Annotated in this window: 12 protein-coding genes, 3 pseudogenes and 1 CRISPR repeat array; of the genes and pseudogenes, 12 read left to right on the top strand and 3 right to left on the bottom strand. The window is 43.5% G+C overall.

Annotation, left to right across the window (positions count from 1 at the left end):
- The 12 genes and pseudogenes from KGF65_RS13870 to KGF65_RS13815 form a co-directional block, all read left to right on the top strand.
- Window positions 1-1,629: pseudogene (locus tag KGF65_RS13870) on the top strand (DNA topoisomerase); the annotation flags it as partial.
- A 121-nt stretch (window positions 1,630-1,750) separates the two neighbouring features.
- Window positions 1,751-1,967: pseudogene (locus KGF65_RS13865) on the top strand (hypothetical protein).
- A gap of 3 nt (window positions 1,968-1,970) precedes the next feature.
- Window positions 1,971-3,095 (top strand): annotated as a pseudogene (locus KGF65_RS13860) (hypothetical protein).
- A gap of 172 nt (window positions 3,096-3,267) precedes the next feature.
- The gene (gene cas9, locus KGF65_RS13855; protein ID WP_216748666.1) at window positions 3,268-7,374 is read left to right on the top strand and encodes a type II CRISPR RNA-guided endonuclease Cas9; all 4,107 of its coding nucleotides are present in this window, start codon (window positions 3,268-3,270) and stop codon (window positions 7,372-7,374) included.
- A gap of 208 nt (window positions 7,375-7,582) precedes the next feature.
- Window positions 7,583-8,488, top strand: coding sequence for a type II CRISPR-associated endonuclease Cas1 (gene cas1 / locus KGF65_RS13850; RefSeq protein ID WP_216748667.1), 906 nt, complete (start codon window positions 7,583-7,585; stop codon window positions 8,486-8,488).
- Complete coding sequence (gene cas2, locus KGF65_RS13845; RefSeq protein WP_057908977.1) at window positions 8,466-8,771, top strand: CRISPR-associated endonuclease Cas2; 306 nt, start codon at window positions 8,466-8,468, stop codon at window positions 8,769-8,771. Before cas1 ends, cas2 begins: the two co-directional genes overlap by 23 nt.
- Window positions 8,768-9,439 carry a type II-A CRISPR-associated protein Csn2 gene (gene csn2, locus KGF65_RS13840; protein ID WP_216748668.1) on the top strand — a complete coding sequence of 224 codons (672 nt, stop codon included), beginning with the start codon at window positions 8,768-8,770 and terminating at the stop codon, window positions 9,437-9,439. The genes cas2 and csn2 overlap by 4 nt, the downstream gene beginning before the upstream one ends.
- Window positions 9,440-9,467: 28 nt before the next feature.
- A CRISPR array of direct repeats spans window positions 9,468-10,096; the repeat unit is 36 nt; unit sequence GTTTTAGAAGGATGTTAAATCAATAAGGTTAAACCC.
- A gap of 184 nt (window positions 10,097-10,280) precedes the next feature.
- On the top strand, window positions 10,281-10,559 hold the full coding sequence (locus KGF65_RS13835) for a hypothetical protein (RefSeq protein ID WP_216748669.1): 279 nt from the start codon (window positions 10,281-10,283) through the stop codon (window positions 10,557-10,559).
- 311 nt (window positions 10,560-10,870) lie between these two features.
- Window positions 10,871-11,167, top strand: a complete 297-nt coding sequence (locus tag KGF65_RS13830; RefSeq protein ID WP_045353794.1) for a DUF5839 family protein — start codon at window positions 10,871-10,873, stop codon at window positions 11,165-11,167.
- 319 nt (window positions 11,168-11,486) lie between these two features.
- Window positions 11,487-12,092 (top strand): recombinase family protein, encoded by a 606-nt coding sequence (locus KGF65_RS13825; RefSeq protein WP_253954464.1) that lies wholly within the window; start codon window positions 11,487-11,489, stop codon window positions 12,090-12,092.
- A 432-nt stretch (window positions 12,093-12,524) separates the two neighbouring features.
- Window positions 12,525-14,945, top strand: coding sequence for an FAD-dependent oxidoreductase (locus KGF65_RS13820; RefSeq protein ID WP_216748671.1), 2,421 nt, complete (start codon window positions 12,525-12,527; stop codon window positions 14,943-14,945).
- 355 nt (window positions 14,946-15,300) lie between these two features.
- A protein-coding gene (locus KGF65_RS13815; protein ID WP_253954465.1) for an IS5 family transposase occupies window positions 15,301-16,085 on the top strand; the annotation gives its coding sequence in 2 pieces (ribosomal slippage) (window positions 15,301-15,583 and window positions 15,583-16,085; 786 coding nt in all).
- Between the two features lie 135 nt (window positions 16,086-16,220).
- On the opposite strand, the gene KGF65_RS13810 is transcribed toward KGF65_RS13815, so the two are convergent.
- The 3 genes from KGF65_RS13810 to KGF65_RS13800 form a co-directional block, all read right to left on the bottom strand.
- On the bottom strand, window positions 16,221-16,391 hold the full coding sequence (locus KGF65_RS13810) for a hypothetical protein (RefSeq protein ID WP_003554873.1): 171 nt from the start codon (window positions 16,389-16,391) through the stop codon (window positions 16,221-16,223).
- Between the two features lie 71 nt (window positions 16,392-16,462).
- The gene (locus KGF65_RS13805) at window positions 16,463-16,771 is read right to left on the bottom strand and encodes a hypothetical protein (protein WP_003554871.1); all 309 of its coding nucleotides are present in this window, start codon (window positions 16,769-16,771) and stop codon (window positions 16,463-16,465) included.
- On the bottom strand, window positions 16,764-17,594 hold the full coding sequence (locus KGF65_RS13800; RefSeq protein WP_237761840.1) for a ParA family protein: 831 nt from the start codon (window positions 17,592-17,594) through the stop codon (window positions 16,764-16,766). The genes KGF65_RS13805 and KGF65_RS13800 overlap by 8 nt, the downstream gene beginning before the upstream one ends.
- Window positions 17,595-18,565 lie beyond the last annotated feature (971 nt).

Genomic DNA, 18,565 nt, shown 5'->3' with positions numbered 1-18,565 from the left:
AAAATTAGCGACTGGTTAATTGGAATGAATGGCAGCCCTTTATACACCTTGCTATTAAGACAAAACGGGGTGCGCGGGGTGTACTCGATTGGTCGAGTACAGACGCCAACTTTGTATATGGTTTATCAAAGAGACCAGGCAATCAAAAACTTTAAGCCAGAACCTTATTTTGAACTAAATGCGGAAATTGTAACTAATCAGCAAAAATTCGTCGCAAAATGAGACCCCTATCAGCGATTTAAAGATGAAGCAGGACTAATAACATTCATGCAAGCTAAGCACGTTCAGAAAGGCTCACAGGCCGGTTTAATCAAGGACGTCCAAAAACAAGGCAAAAAGCGTGCTAGTCCCCAACTATTCTCACTATCCAGTCTCCAAAGTGCCATGAATAAACGTTATCACGCCAGTGCCAGCCAAACCTTAGCGGCCATTCAAAGTTTATATGAAGCCAAGTTGCTGAGTTATCCCCGAACGGATTGTGCTTATATCACTGATGAAGAATTTGATTATTTAGTGGCTAATCTGACGAAGTATCTGGGCTTGGTCTCTAAGCCAGTCGCTTTAACCAATACCGCCCCGAATAAGCGCTATGTTAATGGAAAGAAGGTTGAAGAACACTACGCCATTATCATGACTAAAATCGTCCCGACGAAAGATCAATTAGCTGCCTTACCTAAATTACAGCAAAAAGTCTACGACCTGGTTTTAAGAACGACGTTAGCGATGTTTGCTGATCCGTACGAGTACGAGGAAACCACCATTATTACCCAAGTTGGTGACGCCAATTTTAAAGCAACCGGTAAGGTCCCAACTAAGCAAGGTTGGCAAGCTTTATTTGATGATCACAAAGCCGAACAGCAAGAAGCGGCAACTTTACCGCTCGTTCACCAAGGCGATCAAGTCCAATCAAATCTGCAAACGCCGCAAAAAGAAACGACCCCGCCGGTACCATTTACCGAAGGTACCCTGATTACGGCCATGAAGACGGCCGGTAAAACGCTTGATGATGAAGCAGCCCAGGCGATTCTCAAAGACGTGCAAGGCATTGGGACAAGTGCGACCCGGGCAAATGTACTGGAAATATTAAAAAAACGCGGCTATCTCGTCACTGAAAAAAATAAGCTGCACGTCAGTGAAGCTGGGATCACACTATGTAAAGCGGTCGAGCTCGAACCCTTGCTAACTAGTCCGTAAATGACGGCTAAATGGGAGCAAGCGTTACAGCAAATCAGTACCGAAGAACGCACCCCGGATAACTTTTTGAGCCAAATTAAGAAGTTCGTAGTGAAATTGATCGCTGATGTCCCAACACAATTAACTGGCAATGCCGCCATTAAGCAACAAATCAATCACCAACAGCAAGCGCAAAAAGTTGCCGAGGTGTTCTTAGAAACACCACAAGTAACTGTCATAAATAAACAAAAGTTTTACATTGTGAAACCCAAGCAAGGCGAGGACTTTACCCTACCCAAGAAATGGAGTAGCAAGACGCTTGGTAAGACCGCAATTAAAGCGCTGGCCACCAAGGGAGAAACCAGCAAATTAAAGGGTTTCAAGAGCAAAAAAGGAAAGTCGTTTGCTGCTAAGTTAAAGCTTGACGGCCATAAATTAAGTTTTGATTTTGATTAGAACCTGCCTACCGCCCTGCACTACGTTCCGGTTGGTGAACCCGTCATTTAGGTTCACTTTTACAACCCTAAAAGTAAACCCAAACAACGGGTGAGATTAGCAAAGCAAAGGAGATCATAGAATGAACAACGAATTAGCAGTTTTAGCCAGTGAATTACTCGTTTTGCAAGCTAAAGGAACCTACAAGTATTTATAAAGAAATCACTGGTAACGGAGCCTATTATCAAGTGGCTTGGCAAAAATTAGCTGATGGCTACATCGCCCTTTATGGCACGACCCCGATTCAAATCAACGTAGCCCCTATATTGAATGATATTTTTGAAGATGAGGAGGGGTAGACAATGCCGAGTAAAGCAGACGTTAAAGCCTGGAAAGCACAATTAGTCGCCCAGGCTGAACAGCAAATCCTAAAATTAACCGATAGTGACCAATTTAAACAGTATCTCAATACCCTGGCTAAATTTCATCATTATAGCGCCAGAAACATTGATTTGATTTATGCGCAAAATCCGCAAGCCACTCAAGTCGCCGGTTTTAAGCAATGGCAGACGGCTTTTAACCGCACCGTCAACCGGGGCGCAAAAGCGATTCGGATTGCGGCTCCGATCATTAAGAAGCTAACACCAGCCGAGCAGAAGCATCTTGATACCACCGATGAGCGCGCCATTGTCGGTTATCGCTATCTACCCGTCTTTGATGTGGCACAAACTAGCGGTGAACCAGTGTTAAGTGCTAAAGACTTTGTCAAAGAAAATTTGGCCGATCATCAGAATGTGACAAGCTTGTATAACGCATTCAAGGACTATCTAAACCAGCAAACCGACCTTAAAGTCAGTGAAGTGCCTTTAGCGACGCTAAATGGGGCTAAGGGGTATTTTCAACCCAGCACTAATGAAATCGTCATTGGTGGCGATGAGCCCGACAACGCTTTGAAACTAAAGACGTTATACCACGAATATGCGCATAGCCAGCTACACGGCTTAAAATCAGCCTTTAAAGATCGGCCACGAGCCTATCAGGAAACCCAGGCCGAAGCGGTCGCATATGTTGCCATGCAAAATATTGGCGTTGATACCAGCAACTACTCACTCGGTTACGTGGCCACCTGAGCTAAAGATAAAGCCGTGATCCATAATGCTTTAAGTGAGATCCAGCAAGTGAGCAACAAAGTGATTGAGCTTAGCGACGGGTTAACCAAACAATTAGGCTTACAAGAAGCCCCCAAAGAGCCTGAGCATGATCTAAAAAAGTTATCAGCCCATGATCTTAATAAGTCCTATCAAGGCTTGCAACAACAAGTTCAGCAAGCAACGAATCCACAACAAAAATCAGAACTAAAAAATAAATTAAATGATGTACACCAGAAAATCAGTAAGCGAACTCAAAAACAACTGAAAGCATTTGCTGAACAGAATCCGGAAATCAAACAACCCGAATCTGAACTTGATCAAAGTTTAAAACGTTAGCCAGTTTACAAATGGTCGTGCTGGCCTTCCTGGCACTACTCCTCAAAAGACTCTAAACAGGTTCTTAGCAAATATATGTGAAAAGAGGTTTAAATAGTTATTAGTTCATGCATAATAGGTGATGTGCCTGAAGGGGTTTACTGAGCAACTTTATTTTAAGGAGTTTTATCGTATGAAAGTTAATAATTATCACATAGGTCTCGATATCGGGACATCGTCAATTGGTTGGGTGGCAATGGGGGAAGACGGCAAGCCCTTACGTGTTAAAGGAAAGACAGCGATTGGTGCCCGATTATTCCGAGAAGGCAAACCGGCTGCTGAGCGGCGAATGTTCAGAGCGACTCGTCGCCGTCTGAACAGACGAAAGTGGCGGTTGAAATTATTGGATGAAATATTTGATCCATATATCACATCTGTGGACAGCACCTTTTTGGCCCGTTTAAAACAATCTAATTTGTCGCCCAAAGATTTACGTAAGGAATTCAACGGCCCAATGCTGTTCCCGGATTTAACCGACAAACAGTACCACCTCGATTACCCAACCATTTATCACTTACGTCATGCGCTTATGACTCAGGATAAACAGTTCGATATTCGGATGGTGTATTTGGCACTTCATCACATTGTCAAGTATCGTGGAAATTTCTTAAATTCAACACCGGTGGATTCCTTCAAGGCATCGAAAGTGAATTTTGATGATCAATTTAAAAAGTTAAATGAATTATATACAGCAATCAATCCTGAAGAATCTTTCCAAATTAATCTCGCAAATAGTGAAAAAATCGGCCAACAATTCCTTGACCCATCCATTCGTAAGTTTGATAAGAAAAAGCAAATTCCAAAAATTGTCCCGGTTACAATGGACGATAAAGCCGTGGACAAACTTAACGGCAAGATTGCTTCAGAAATCATCAATGCTATTTTAGGATATAAATCCAAGCTGGATGTGGCTGTGCAGTGTGACCCAGAAGATTCAAATCCCTGGGCAGTGAAATTTGATGATGAAGATATTGATGCCAAACTGCAGAAGATTTTACCTGAAATGGATGAAAATCAGCAATCGATCATTGGTATCATTCAAGACTTGTATTCTCAAGTAACCTTAAACCAAATTGTCCCAAATGGAATGTCATTATCAGAATCAATGATTAAAAAGTACAACGACCACCATGATCACTTGAAGTTATACAAAAAGTTGATTGGTCAGATTTCAGATTCCAAGAAGAAAGCAGCATTGAAGAAGGCATATGATCAGTATGTTGGCAACGATGGTAAAGTCATCGAACAAGATGACTTCTATTCGAGTGTGAAAAAGAATTTGGATGATTCAGAGTTATCAAAACAAATCATGGATCTGATTGACGCTGACAAATTCATGCCAAAGCAACGGACATCTCAAAATGGTGTCATTCCTCATCAACTCCACCAAAGAGAATTGGATGAAATCATCGAACACCAAAGTAAATATTACCCTTGGCTGGCAGAAGCTAACCCTAACAAGCATGATCTTCACCTGGCAAAATACAAAATCGAAGAACTGGTCGCCTTTAGAATTCCATACTATGTCGGTCCAATGATTACTCCTGAGGATCAGAAAAAGTCTGGGGCCGCAGTCTTTTCTTGGATGAAACGCAAGGAACCAGGTCAAATTACACCTTGGAACTTTGACCAGAAAGTTGATCGAATGGAATCGGCCAATAAGTTCATCAAGCGGATGACCACGAAGGACACTTATTTAATTGGTGAAGACGTTCTTCCAGACGAAAGCTTACTGTATGAAAAGTTCAAAGTGCTTAATGAGTTGAATATGGTCCGGGTAAATGGTGACTCGTTGAAGGTTGCTGACAAACAGGCGATTTATCAAGATCTGTTTGAAAATTATAAGCATATCTCCGTTAAGAAGATGCAGAATTACATTAAAGATAAAACTGGATTGCCAAACAATCCTGACATTTCTGGTTTATCCGATCCCGATCATTTTAATAATTCATTAGGAACTTACAACGACTTCAAAAAGCTCTTCGGCGATAAAGTTGACGATCCCGACCTCCAAGATGATTTTGAGAAGATCGTTGAGTGGTCAACTGTCTTTGAAGACAAGAAAATTCTGCGGGCCAAACTCAACGAAATTTCATGGTTGTCTGATAAGCAAAAGGATGATCTTGAATCCAGTCGTTACCAAGGGTGGGGACGACTTTCCAAGAAACTCCTGACTGGGATTGTCAACGATCAGGGTGAACGAATCATTGACGAACTTTGGAACACCAACAAGAACTTCATGCAGATTCAATCTGACGATGACTTTGCTAAACGAATCCATGAAGCCAACGCCGATCAGATGAAGGCAACTGATGTGGAAGATGTCTTGGCAGATGCATACACTTCTCCGCAAAACAAGAAGGCCATTCGACAAGTCGTTAAAGTGGTTGATGACATTCAAAGAGCAATGGGTGGTGTTGCACCTAAGTTCATCTCAATTGAATTTACCCGTTCAGAAGACCGGAATCCGCGGCAGACAATCTCACGTGAACGACAGCTCGAAGATACCTTGAAAGATACTGCTAATACCTTGGTTAAATCCATGAACCCTGACATTCTATCTGAATTGGATAATGCTTCGAAGTCTAAGAAGGGTCTGACTGATCGCCTGTATCTTTACTTCACTCAGCTTGGGAGGGATGTGTATACGGGTAAGCCAATTAATATCGATGAAATCAGTAATTATGATATTGATCATATTTTGCCACAGGCGTTTATCAAGGATGATTCATTAAGTAACCGGGTGCTTGTATCAAAGGCAGTGAACAATGGTAAGTCAGCTAATGTTCCACTGAAGCTGTTTGGCGCCAAAATGGCTCACTTCTGGAAACAGCTTGCTGAAGCGGGATTGATCAATAAACGCAAACTAAAGAATCTTCAAACGAATCCTGACACCATTAGTAAGTTTGCCATGCACGGTTTTATTAGACGACAGTTAGTGGAAACCAGCCAGGTGATCAAGCTGGTTGCAAATATTCTTGGTGACAAATATCACAATGATGATACCAAGATTATTGAAATTACGGCTCGGATGAACCATCAGATGCGAGATGAGTTCGCCTTTATCAAGAACCGTGAAATCAATGATTACCATCATGCCTTTGATGCTTATCTGACCGCATTCTTAGGCAGATATCTATATCACAGATATATTAAGCTACGTCCTTACTTCGTTTACGGTGACTTCAAGAAATTCAGAGAAGATAAGGTTACCATGCGTAATTTCAACTTCCTGCATGATTTAACGGATGATACCCAGGCGAGAATTGCTGACACTGAGACTGGTGAGGTAATTTGGGATCGCGAAACTTCAATTAAGCAGTTGAGGGATGTTTATCATTTTAAGTTTATGTTGATTTCACAAGAAGTGTTTTCTCTGAATGGAATGATGTTCAAACAGAAACTTTTCCCAGCCAAAGTCGCGGAAAATTCCACATTGATTCCTATCAAACAAGGCAAGCCGGTTAACATTTATGGTGGGTATAGCAATAATGTGGATGCTTATTTATCCATTGTAAAAATTAGGGGCAAAAGAGAAAACAAATACAAAGTCGTTGGCGTTCCGATGAGATCATTGCATAATCTAAAACTGGCCGAAGGCATCGGTCATGAAGCATATATCAATGAACTTAAAATGGTATTAACTCCACAATTTACCAAAGACAAAAAGAATCGAAAAACTGGGCAAATTTCTCGACAAGTAACTGACTTTGAAATAATTGTTGGCAAGCTGATGTATAGGCAGCTAGTTATCGATGGACAGGAAAAGTCGCTGATTGCTAGTTCGGTGTACCAATATAATGCTAAGCAACTTGTGCTGTCAGATGATTCCATCAAAACCATATCTAATGCAGAAAATTGGGACGAGGAAATTCTCTCTACAAGATATGATCAGGTCTATGATGAAATACTGCAAAAGTGCAAACAGTTTTTACCTATTTTTCAACATAGACATTTTCAAGAAAGATTAGAAGCTGGGCAGCCGCAATTTAGCCAACTGTCAGTTCGTGATCTGTACAAAGGGGCGAAAATGGTTCGATCTGGTAAGAAAAGCATAATCAACTCTATACTACGGGGAATCCATGCGAATGCGGATAGACCTGACCTTGACTTATTTGGAATTAAAAACCTTGGGCAGTTTAGTTCAACAAGTGGCATCAATCTTTCTCCTAATACAATAATTTGTTATCAATCTCCAACAGGATTATTTGAACGACGAGTTACTTTGAAAGATCTATAACCAAAAAAGGAACCATTTTCCAAATCGAATAATGGTTCCTTTCGCTTATGTAATGCCCATATAATGGGTCGAAAGTTGAAGCTCCGCGCAAAGCGCATTGCTTGATTTTAACACAGGATGTTAAATCAATAAGGTCAAACATGTTGGGAGCTACCCAACACAAATAATAATACCCCAATTCACTAATTGGGGCAAGGGAGATTTTATTATGGGATGGCGATCAGTCGTCGTATCGCAACACGCAAAAATGTCTTATTCATCAAGAAATATGATTGTTCAGACAATGGATGGGATTAATCAAGTGCCAATTGAGGATATTGATTTACTTTTGGTTTCGACCACACAAGCAGTCATTACAACTACTTTAATTAGCGAATTAGTAAAAGGCCAAGTCAAAATTATCTTCACGGATAATGCCAGTGAGCCAGTCTGTGAGACGGTTGGTTATTACCCCAATAATCGAAATGTCGATCTGATTAAGAAACAGTTTAAGTGGGATTCAAAACGACAACAATTACTTTGGACAAAGATTGTTGCCAGCAAAATCGTGAATCAAATTAATGTTTTGTCGATTTATGGGGTTGAGAATGTTGACTTGATTACTGAACTGGATAAATTAGAAGTGGATGATATTACCAACCGGGAAGCGGTCGTTGCACGTAAATACTTCCCCCTATTATTTGATAATAAATTTAGTCGACGCGACTTTTCTCCGGTGAATGCTGCCCTTAATTATGGATATTCAATTCTATTGTCCAATGTTAATCGTGAGATTGTCTCCAATGGGTATCTCACATATTTAGGTATTCATCACCACAGCAACGATAATCAATTTAATTTGGGCTCGGACTTGATGGAGTCTTTCCGCCCGGTGATTGATTATTGGTTGGCGAATCAGAACTTCAAGGAATTGACGCCAGATGTGAAATTTGGCTTGGTAGATTTATTGAACCTTGAAATGTCGTTCAATGGTAAAAAAATGCTATTCCGGAACATTATTTCAGAACACGTTCACAACTGTTTGAAGTATTTAAGTGGTGAAACGGATGAAATCCAAATCGAGGTGGAATTAAAAAATGAGGTACCGAATAATGCGATTAATGGTAATGTTTGATTTGCCAGTTGAAACCAGTGAGAATCGACGGAACTATCGGAAATTTCGGAAAGCCTTGATTAATGAAGGATTTTTGATGATCCAGTTTTCAGTCTACGTAAGAGTATGTGTGAATAAGAGATCGGCAGACTTCATGGAGAAGCGGATTGCCGCGATGGCACCTCCTGAAGGACTGATTCAATCCTTGATAATGACTGAAAAGCAATATAATGACATGCACTTCCTTGCTGGCAAGCCAAAAGAAGATGTCCGAAATTCTTCGGAGAGGACTGTTATCCTATGAAAATTTCATATGCTGCCCACAAGGGAATTGAACTAAGTTCTAAAAAACCGACGGTGATCGCAACGAACAATCCAACGGTCTATCATGACTTTGTTGTGGGACTGAGTTCGTTCAACGACAAAGTTAAGTTGTTTGATGATACCTTTGAGTCAGTTGAAGTCAAAGACGCCATTGATTGGCAAGGGGATGTGGGGCTTAGTGATGGGGTGAGTGAAAAGCATAGTTCCGGGATTTACAAGCAACTTGAAGCTGTATTGACTGATGATCAGCGTAAATCCATAACTGACATGAACAGTCAGTTATATACCCTTGTTCAGCAATGCTTATTCATGATTGATCTACCCTTGGAAGTCACTTATGATTGGGATTTAAAGAAGTTGTTCAAGTACTGCAAAATTCATTTTAATGCTGATACCATGCAGAACCCATATGCTATAATTGAATCAATTATTAAAATCCATTTAGAGTGTGGACTCAAGTCTGCGGTTGGATTAACTAATGTCGCTCATTATCTTAATCAGCAGCAAATAGCTGACTTATCCAAGCTCACAATTTCCACGGGGATCTCGACATTATTAGTAGAATTCACAGATATGAAGTCACAGGAGCTTTATACTAATTGCGACTTCTACTACATTGACGAGGACTTTGTTGATTGGCATTCATAGCACATTAAAATCCGGTTATAAAAAATCGGTTTTAGAAGGATGTTAAATCAATAAGGTTAAACCCCGGAGTGGCCTTTTTATTTATTTGATTGCAGTTTTAGAAGGATGTTAAATCAATAAGGTTAAACCCTGATGTTTTAGGCGACTTTACCGTGTATAAGTTTTAGAAGGATGTTAAATCAATAAGGTTAAACCCAAGGGCTTGTTTTCCAAGACGTCAGGCTTGTTTTAGAAGGATGTTAAATCAATAAGGTTAAACCCCAGTCATTTTCGTTTGAGCAACGCGAATTCGTTTTAGAAGGATGTTAAATCAATAAGGTTAAACCCCAGTCATTTTCGTTTGAGCAACGCGAATTCGTTTTAGAAGGATGTTAAATCAATAAGGTTAAACCCTAAATAAGTGTTGACAAAGGATATCAGAAAGTTTTAGAAGGATGTTAAATCAATAAGGTTAAACCCGTCGGAGGCGTACAAGAAGCGTGTGGCTGGGTTTTAGAAGAATGTTAAATCAATAAGGTTAAACCCTGGTGTTGAATTACAAGGTGCTGGTAAGTAGTTTTAGAAGGATGTTAAATCAATAAGGTTAAACCCCAAGTTTAACCATGAAAGTATTTCTGATGAGTTTTAGAAGGATGTTAAATGGCCAATAGGGTATACTCTAGTGGCCGTTTTTAATTTCGTGATGTAACTAGATTTATAGATGTTCATTAGGAGTTTCCAAATTAGACCCTGTAACAGGAATAATAGAAAATGGCAGTGACACAACTTAACGGTAACGCCGAAAGCAGGTAAGGAAAATGAGTTTAAGAGCCAGCAAACGAAAGTCCGGTTTGCGGCTAGTTTGTCAAAGGATAAGACCGATAGTGAGTTAACTAAGAAAGATAACGATTATACCTGGTCAAATAAGATGACTAAGGGCGATAAACCATCAAATGATGTGGCTTATCATTCAGAAAAGGACCCGGACTTGATTGTGAAAAAGGTTGAAACACAAGATGGTAAGTTAGCTGACAACGTGGCCAATGCTAATATTATCAACGCCAAAACCGTTCCTTTCAACATCTTTAATCAGTATAACAATTTAGGTGAAACCCAATATATGACTGATACCGACGGATAAGGCCGATAGTGAGTTAACTAAGCAAGGTCAGACTTATACTTGGAATAATCAGGCCGCTAACGGTAAGGATAAGACTAATACGGTCAACTATCATACCGACAAACCAGCGACACCAGCTAAACCTAAAAACCCGGATACACCTACGCCTAAGACCACAGTGACGAAAGTGGTTAAAATGGCCCAGACTGGTCACCAACAGACGTGGTTTGATAAGTTGGTCGCTTGGTTCAAATAATTGCTAGTCTGAGGGTTCAGCACGTATACTAAAGACATTAAGGAATGATCGATGGCTAAAATAGGGGGAATTAAACATGGCTGATAATGTGTTAATGGCTTATCATATTGTGCATGATCCCGATGATCGGGCGAAACATGTGTTAAATACGAAAAAGTTGTATAAGTGGCGGATCACTGAACAGACGAAAGGGACGCCAGTGATTGGTAATGTGGCGTTAGTGCAAACCCAGTTTGCGAAGCGCACCCCAGTTATGATTTATGCGACCAAAGAAGTTGCCAATGATTTGAGTGACTTACAACCAGTTAAAGAATTTACGAACAATCGTGATCAAGAAGCAGTGAATGCAACCTTTGATGAACTGTTGAAATAGCGTAGCGGCCCATAACAATGTGGAATCAGTAACATTGTTATGGGCCGTCTTTTTAATTTGATGAGGGAAAAGAAATTTTGCTGGTTTGGGGTTTAATATAAGGTATATGGTAAATAGAGACAATAGGGTGTACCCTATTTATACACATTAAAAAGCGTGGTATGATAGTCAAAACGGGTGTACCGTTTAAGTGTCCCATTTGGCGTTCTGAGATGAAGTTAGACTGTGGAGCTGATGAAGTGGCTGAGTAGCGTTCTCAGTGGCCAGGGGAAAAACGTCTTAGTATAGAAGAAACACGTTTTTAATTGGAGGATTTGTGATGAAAGTCGGCTACGCGCGTGTCAGCAGCACGGATCAGAACCTTGCTCGGCAGCTTGAGCATTTGCAGCAGGCGGGGGCAGAGAAGATTTTCCAGGAGAAAGTGTCAGGGAAGGATGTGGAGCATCGCCCAGAATTGCTGAAGGCACTTGATTACGTGCGTCAGGGCGATGTTCTAGTGGTGGATTCACTTGATCGGTTAAGTCGTGACTACGATGACGCCGGTAACCTAATTCGCCGGCTGCGTGGTGAAGGGGTAAAGCTGGACGTGCTTGATGCCCCGTTTCTGTCTTCGAAAACGGGCAACGCGGATCTCGATAAGATGATGTCGGATTTGTTCGTCACCATCCTGTCATACATCGCGCAAAACGAGCGCAAGGAAATCAAGGCACGGCAACGAGCAGGTATCGAGCTCGCAAAAAAACGCGGTGCCTATAAAGGCAAGCCGCGTTTGTATGCGCCGGATTCACCGGATCGTAAGAAACGGTTCATTTACCAGCAGGTCGTGAAGCTGCTGCAGGAGGGTACTCCTATCGCCCAGATTGCCAGAACCGCTGGCCTGAGTAGGTCACAGGTTTATCGGATTCGTGACTATTCTGAAGTCTAATTCTGGACGTCGTTACCGGTCCCAGAAATTACGGACGAGAAAGTTCTTAATCAACTCACGGATTGGGGCAGTGTCGTGGGCACGGTCTGAATTGTACTCATCTGAAAACCTCCAGTTTCAATTCATGATACAGGATGCACTCTCCCTGAGTAAACTTTGCACCAGAACCATTTAAAGCTTTGGAGGAAGGCGCTACGCCGATCAGTTCTGTACAGTTTCGCTTCGACATTGTGCGCGCTGGGCAGCCTCGACCCGGAGAACGTGACTCCGTGAGCAAAGCCGGCCCGCAAAAAGTGAAGATAAATTTGCGCTTGTGGTACGCGGCAACACGGCACGATCCGCTGGCCTGTTTTGTTTCGTTTTGCTTGCTTTTCGCGCGAATAAAAGTGCTATAATGGTCGTGTATTCAAGAAACAATAGGAGGGTGAGCCAGTGAAACTTTTAGCGATCGTTGGCCAAAATGCCAGCGTTTCTTACAATCGAAAGCTCCTCTTGTACATGAAACGGCACTTCCAAAAGCGCACCGATATCCAGATCCAGGAGATCGGCGACCTGCCCATGTTCAATGAGGATCAATTGAAGCACTTTCCACCCAAGGTGAAGGCCCTGATCGATCGTGTGGGCGACGCCGACGGGGTGATCATCGCCACGCCGGAGTACGACCACAGCATGACCGCCAGTCTCAAAAGCGTGCTGGAGTGGCTGTCGGCCAGCTACCACACCCTGGCGGACAAGCCGGTGATGATCGTCGGTGCCAGCTTTGGGGCGCAGGGCACGGTGCGCGCGCAGATGGATCTGCGCCACGTGCTGGACGCGCCTGGCGTCGATGCGGATGTGCTGCCGGGCCACGAGTTCATGTTGCCCAATTGTCAAACCGCGTTCGATCAGGCTGGTAACCTGAAGGACGCCAAAACCGTCAAGTTTCTAGAGGAATGTTTCGCGGCTTTTCAGGACTACGTTGGAAAGCTTGCCAAGCCTAAGGAGGCAGAGGCCATGACCAAAGTTCAATTGCTTCACTATGATGCCACATATGATGTTGTCGTGCTGGGATTCGGCGGTGCCGGTGCCACGGCGGCGCGCTTTGCCGCAGACGCCGGGGCCAAGGTGCTGCTGGTGGATTCGGCACCGGAGGGCCACGAAGGCGGCAACACCCGCTACGCCGGCCAGCTGGTCGGCGCCGGGGAGGATTTTGACCAGCTCAAGGCTTACTACAAGGCGATGTCCGCGCCGATGCAGCTGGATGAGGACATGATCGACACGTACGTCGAAGGCATGGTCAACATGCGCGACTACATGCAAAAGTACCTCGGCGTCAAGCCGTTTTCGGTTGCCCACGACATGGGCAAGGACACCCCGGGGCTGGATCTGGACGCGATGGTCCACGAGTTCCCGGAGTACCCAGGGGCCAGCTCCTACGACATGCTGCTGGTGCACAACGGTTTTCTGGACGCACAGCTTTGGAAGGCGCTGCGCGCAGAAGTCCTCAAACGCGCCGACAAGATCACGGTGTGGTACAGCTCCCCGGCCAAGCACCTGCTGCAGCAGCCGGACGGCACGGTGGTCGGCGCGCAGATCGAGCACGACCACGTGCTGGTGAACATTCGCGCCACCCGCGGGGTGGTGATGGCGGTCGGCGGTTTTGAAAACGATCCGGCCATGATCCAGCACTTCCTGGGCCAATCCAAGCTCGCGCCGGTCGGCTCGATGTACAACAAGGGCGACGGTATTCGCATGGGCGAGGAGGCCGGCGCGCAAATGTGGCACATGGCCAACTACGAGTCGCTGGGCATCCTGCATGGCCTGACGGTGCGGCCGGCACCGGGAGAGCGTGGCCGCCTGCTGCTCGGCTGGCCGCACGTCTCGGAGGGTTCCGTGTTCGTCGCCGGCGACGACGGCAGCCGCTACTTCAACGAGGCGGAGGCCAACCGCCACGGTCACCTGTTCTACCACGGCGACTGGAAGGTGCCTGTGGCTAACGACCACCCGTACCTGATCTTTGACCAGACGCAGTTTGCGGAATTCGAGGCGGCCAAGCTGCCGATCGACAACTTCAACGACCTGACCATCAAGGCCCAGACCCTGGGCGACCTGGCCAAGCTAATCAAGGCGGACCCGGCCACCCTGGTCAAGACCCGCGAGAACTTCGACCGCTTCATCGAGCTGGGCGAAGACTACGCCTACGGTCGCGACGTCGACACGATGCGTGCTTTTGACGACGGCCCGTACTACGCGCTGCCGCTTCAGCAGGTCATGCTGAACACCCAAGGTGGCCCGCGCCGCAACACCCGCGCGGAGGTGCTCGATGCCTTTGACAAGCCGATTCCGCAGCTGTACTCGGCCGGTGAGCTCGGCGGCATCAATGTCAACAACTACCAAGGCGGCAACAACCTGGCCGAATGCCTGATCTGGGGCAAGATCGCCGGTGAAAACGCGGCGCGGCCAAAGGGGACAACCACGGTTGCCACCGAAGAAAAAGTCACCACGGATGCCGACACCGGTGCCTCGGCTCACAGCGATGCGGACACCGGTGCTTCCGAGCACGCCTCAAGTGCCACGTCCTACAGCGCACCGGCGCAGGATTTTCCCACCGGCGAGCACCAGTACATCGGCCGCTCCGATAACGGCATGGGTGATGGCATCGTCGTGCGCGTGACGTACGCCGATGACACGCTCCAAAACGTCGAGGTGCTTCAGCAAAGCGAAAGCGGCGATGTCGGCCTCAAAGCCATTCACCAGCTGCCGGCGGAAATGATCGCCAAGAACTCCCCGGATGTCGACGCGGTGTCCGGCGCCAGCGTCACCAGCAACGCGCTGAAAGAAGCCGTTGAAGACGCGATCAGCAAAGCCAAATAGCCACTTCGAACCAGGACCACTAATCGCGGTCCTGGTTTTTCGTTGTCTGGCATCGTAAGGGTTCTCGGGCCGCGGCTTGGCGGACTGGTCTACCTGTTCGCCGCCCCTTACGCTGCCAGACATCGTTTGCGGGGAATAGTTTCCACCGTAGACGTCACTAGACTGGATGGATACCACTAGGGCATTTTCCCAGGCGCGCTGCAGTCGCTCGTTGATCACGGCAAAGGGTTGTTCAGTCAGTGGCTGTACAGGTGCTTCAGCAGCGTTTTCGTTCTCCATGTACTGCGAGTGATCGCTAAGAACCTGTTTAAAATCTGGACAATTGATATGATAGTTCAAAAAAGGATGATAACTTATGAACTACCCCAGCAATCCCTCACGGTACCAATTTGAACTAATTCGGCCCGATTTAGAAGCAGCTCGGCAATCCACTAGGCCTCGCAAATATGACCTTTATGATTTATTTTGTGCTGTCGCGTACGTTTTAAAAACCGGTTGTCAATGGCGACAGTTACCGGCTGATTTTCCTAACTGGCAATCAGTCTATTACTACTATCGCGTATGGTCAGAGGAACAAATTATTGATGAACCTTCTATTTTGGATAAATGTTTAAAAAAATTATCTTTACCCTACGGGAAAAACAATCACGCTCGGCTAAAACATCTTTCATAATTATTGATGCCCAAAGCGTTAAAAATACCGATACGGCGGAGCATCACGGTTATGACGGTGGCAAACGTATATCTGGCATCAAACGGCACTTAGCTGTTGATATTAACGGCTTACCTCAAGCAATTCATATAACGACAGCTAATGTTTCGGATCGTGATGGGGCCAGTGCTATGTTAGCCCTCAACTATGATCATTTAAGACAAGTTAAGTCAGTTTTGGTAGATGGCGGCTACACAGGTTCCAATTTTGCAGCTGACGTTTACACTAATTTAAAAGCCACCGTGCAGGTGGCTAAACGCAATGAGCTTCATAAATTTGAAGTATTACCGCAACGCTGGATTATTGAACGATCTTTCAGTTGGTTAGATAAATGTCGCCGTCTCTGGAAAAATTGTGAACGTCAACTTAACACTAGTCGTCAAATGGTCATTTTAGCTTTTTTAGTATTGTTGCTCAAGAGATTTTAAACAGGTTCTAAGGTCATCGTATGAGAAGGCTGACTGACCACTAGCTTTACGAGCATTCGACCTATCAGCGTGTTGTTCGTGATGATACCATCTTGATAGTCCTAATAATTGTAATAAACTTCCGAACATTTTTCATTATCTCTTCTCTTTATCGGCCTCATTAGGGACCATTGCACTGGCAACATTATCTAGCCAGTCCTCATTAGAAGGCTCCTTGTTAGTATCGTAAATTCCTTGGATGAAGTCTTCAAACTTTTTATCGGCCAACCTTTGTTGTTCTTCTTTCTTTTTATCTTCTTCATTCATGCGTTAGCCTCCTATTTATTTCTCTACTATTAATAGTATAACGATTCCATCTAAATTGTGATTATTGCTAGTTATTTTGATCGTCTGCTAGTATATATCTTCTTCACCGTTCGATATTCAGCACGTTCCTCATTTGTTAAACCTTCTAGTGTGCTATTAATTGTGTGTTCAAGCATCTCATCCACACTTTTAAAATTAAGCACTGCGGATAATGCATTTACCATATCGGCTGTCTCAACTGAGCATCTAATTGTAGTAGTTTTAGGCTTAGACTTTTTAGTGTTTGCTTTCACTTTCATGTCCCGCGAAAATATATTGCTAGGTTTCGGAACTTGAGTAACATCTGAGTTAAGGCTTTTCTTGAGCAGGTCTTTACTCATCTTTACCAACCCTTTCAACAAATTCATTTGTAATTTTCTTATATAGCGCATCTACTCGCATATCATGCATATCATGTTTTTGTGTTTTTAAATCTGGATCAACAATGCCAATAATGTCATAACGTTTTAGCCGTTCCATATTTTTAACAACATTTTTAAAAATATTATCCTTGTCAAACTCAGCCTCGGCTTGTTCTAGTATCGACTGATCAACCTGGCTGTTGTTCTTTAGCAGAACCGGTAGTATTCCTGCAATATTGAAATCTGCGTCATAATTAGAGACAAGCTCTTGCAGGTAAGATATAAAGGCCTCAGCACCTACATACGACCGTTCTTGAGTTTGAAGCACAATTATAACGCTGTCTGAGGCCATTAACGCTGAGTCAGTGTATACACTAACAGTCGGTGGCGTATCAATGATAATGTAATCGTAGTCATCTTTAATTTTATCTAGCAAATTTGAAAAGTGTTTAGCTCGCTTATATTGGTCATCTGTGTTCGGGTACTTCTTTTCTAAGAAAATTGGATATGATGTAAAGTCTGCAAAACTGGGCAACAAATAAAGATTGTCACGAATCTTAGTAACAATAGTACTTATATCATCATTGCTGATTGCATTCATTAAAGTATTATCAAATTTAACAACCTCATTATTTTGAACTTGTTTAGTCTTTAGATATAATGCGGTTGCATTAGCCTGCGGGTCTAAATCTGCTAGTAGTACCTTGTATCCTTGTTTAGCTAGTCTGTATGAAATCAAGCAGCTGTTAGTTGTTTTTCCAGTTCCACCTTTGAAATTTCCAAACGTAATAACTTTTACCATTCTGCTAGCCCCCTTAATCTCACTATTATAATTCATATAGCACAGATTATCAAATGTCTACATGTAGATAAATATACAAATATACAAAAATATATGTAGACTAAAATACAAGAGCACATGTAGATATGTAGATATGTAGATAGTTTAGCTAACATAAAAGCTTGTTTAAACAGCAATAAATACATTCTATTTCCTATTATCTATTTGTATGCAAGTATACATAAATACATGTAGATAAATAGATATGTAGATTTGTAGACTAAATTAAAAAAGCGTTGACACTCGCCTAATAAGGAGCTACAATATCCTTGTATTAAAAAAGGCCTAGCAGTTAAGCCAGACCTAAAATAACTGAATATACAAAAGAAGTCCCGCGACCTTCTACTTCGCGGGAAACACAAATAACCATGTATTAATTGTACGGTCTAGACTCTAAAATTGCAAGTCTTGACATTCAATTGCTTCTCGCGGACCATTCTAGGGGACAAGCTAGAGTATAAATATTAAGGGGACACGTTTACCGGTGCGACTTCAATAACAACCGGTTATATCACATAAGGCCTTAGACAGTCAGGCTGGTGATGAATGGTGAGGGCGACCATTAACGGCCCGGGTGGTAAAACGATGCTTAGGCATGGTGACCACTAGTAGCTGGTAACCGAACAAAACTAAATACGTGCTATCAGCGTCCATTAGGGCGTTTTTTAATGGGTTTAACCGAGAATGTAGGTTGATACTAGTGGTTGGTAGCAATACCGCAACTGATTGTCCAAGCGATGCCCGAACGACCGAGCGTTACAACAGGTGAGTTGCACTCTAGCTAGATAGTCATTTTAATTTTGATCGTCTGACTAGGGTACAATTCTGCACTCAACCACTTCACTCCCTCACATTACAGCAGGGGTAAACGAATAAGTCAACTAAATTGAACAAATAAATAATAATCACAAGCCAGCTAACTAGGACAGTTT

This window comes from Lactiplantibacillus sp. 30.2.29 (assembly GCF_018991255.1).
Classification (GTDB): domain Bacteria; phylum Bacillota; class Bacilli; order Lactobacillales; family Lactobacillaceae; genus Lactiplantibacillus; species Lactiplantibacillus pentosus.
Note: the sequence above shows the minus strand (reverse complement) of the source record. Positions and strands in the feature narration are given on the sequence as shown.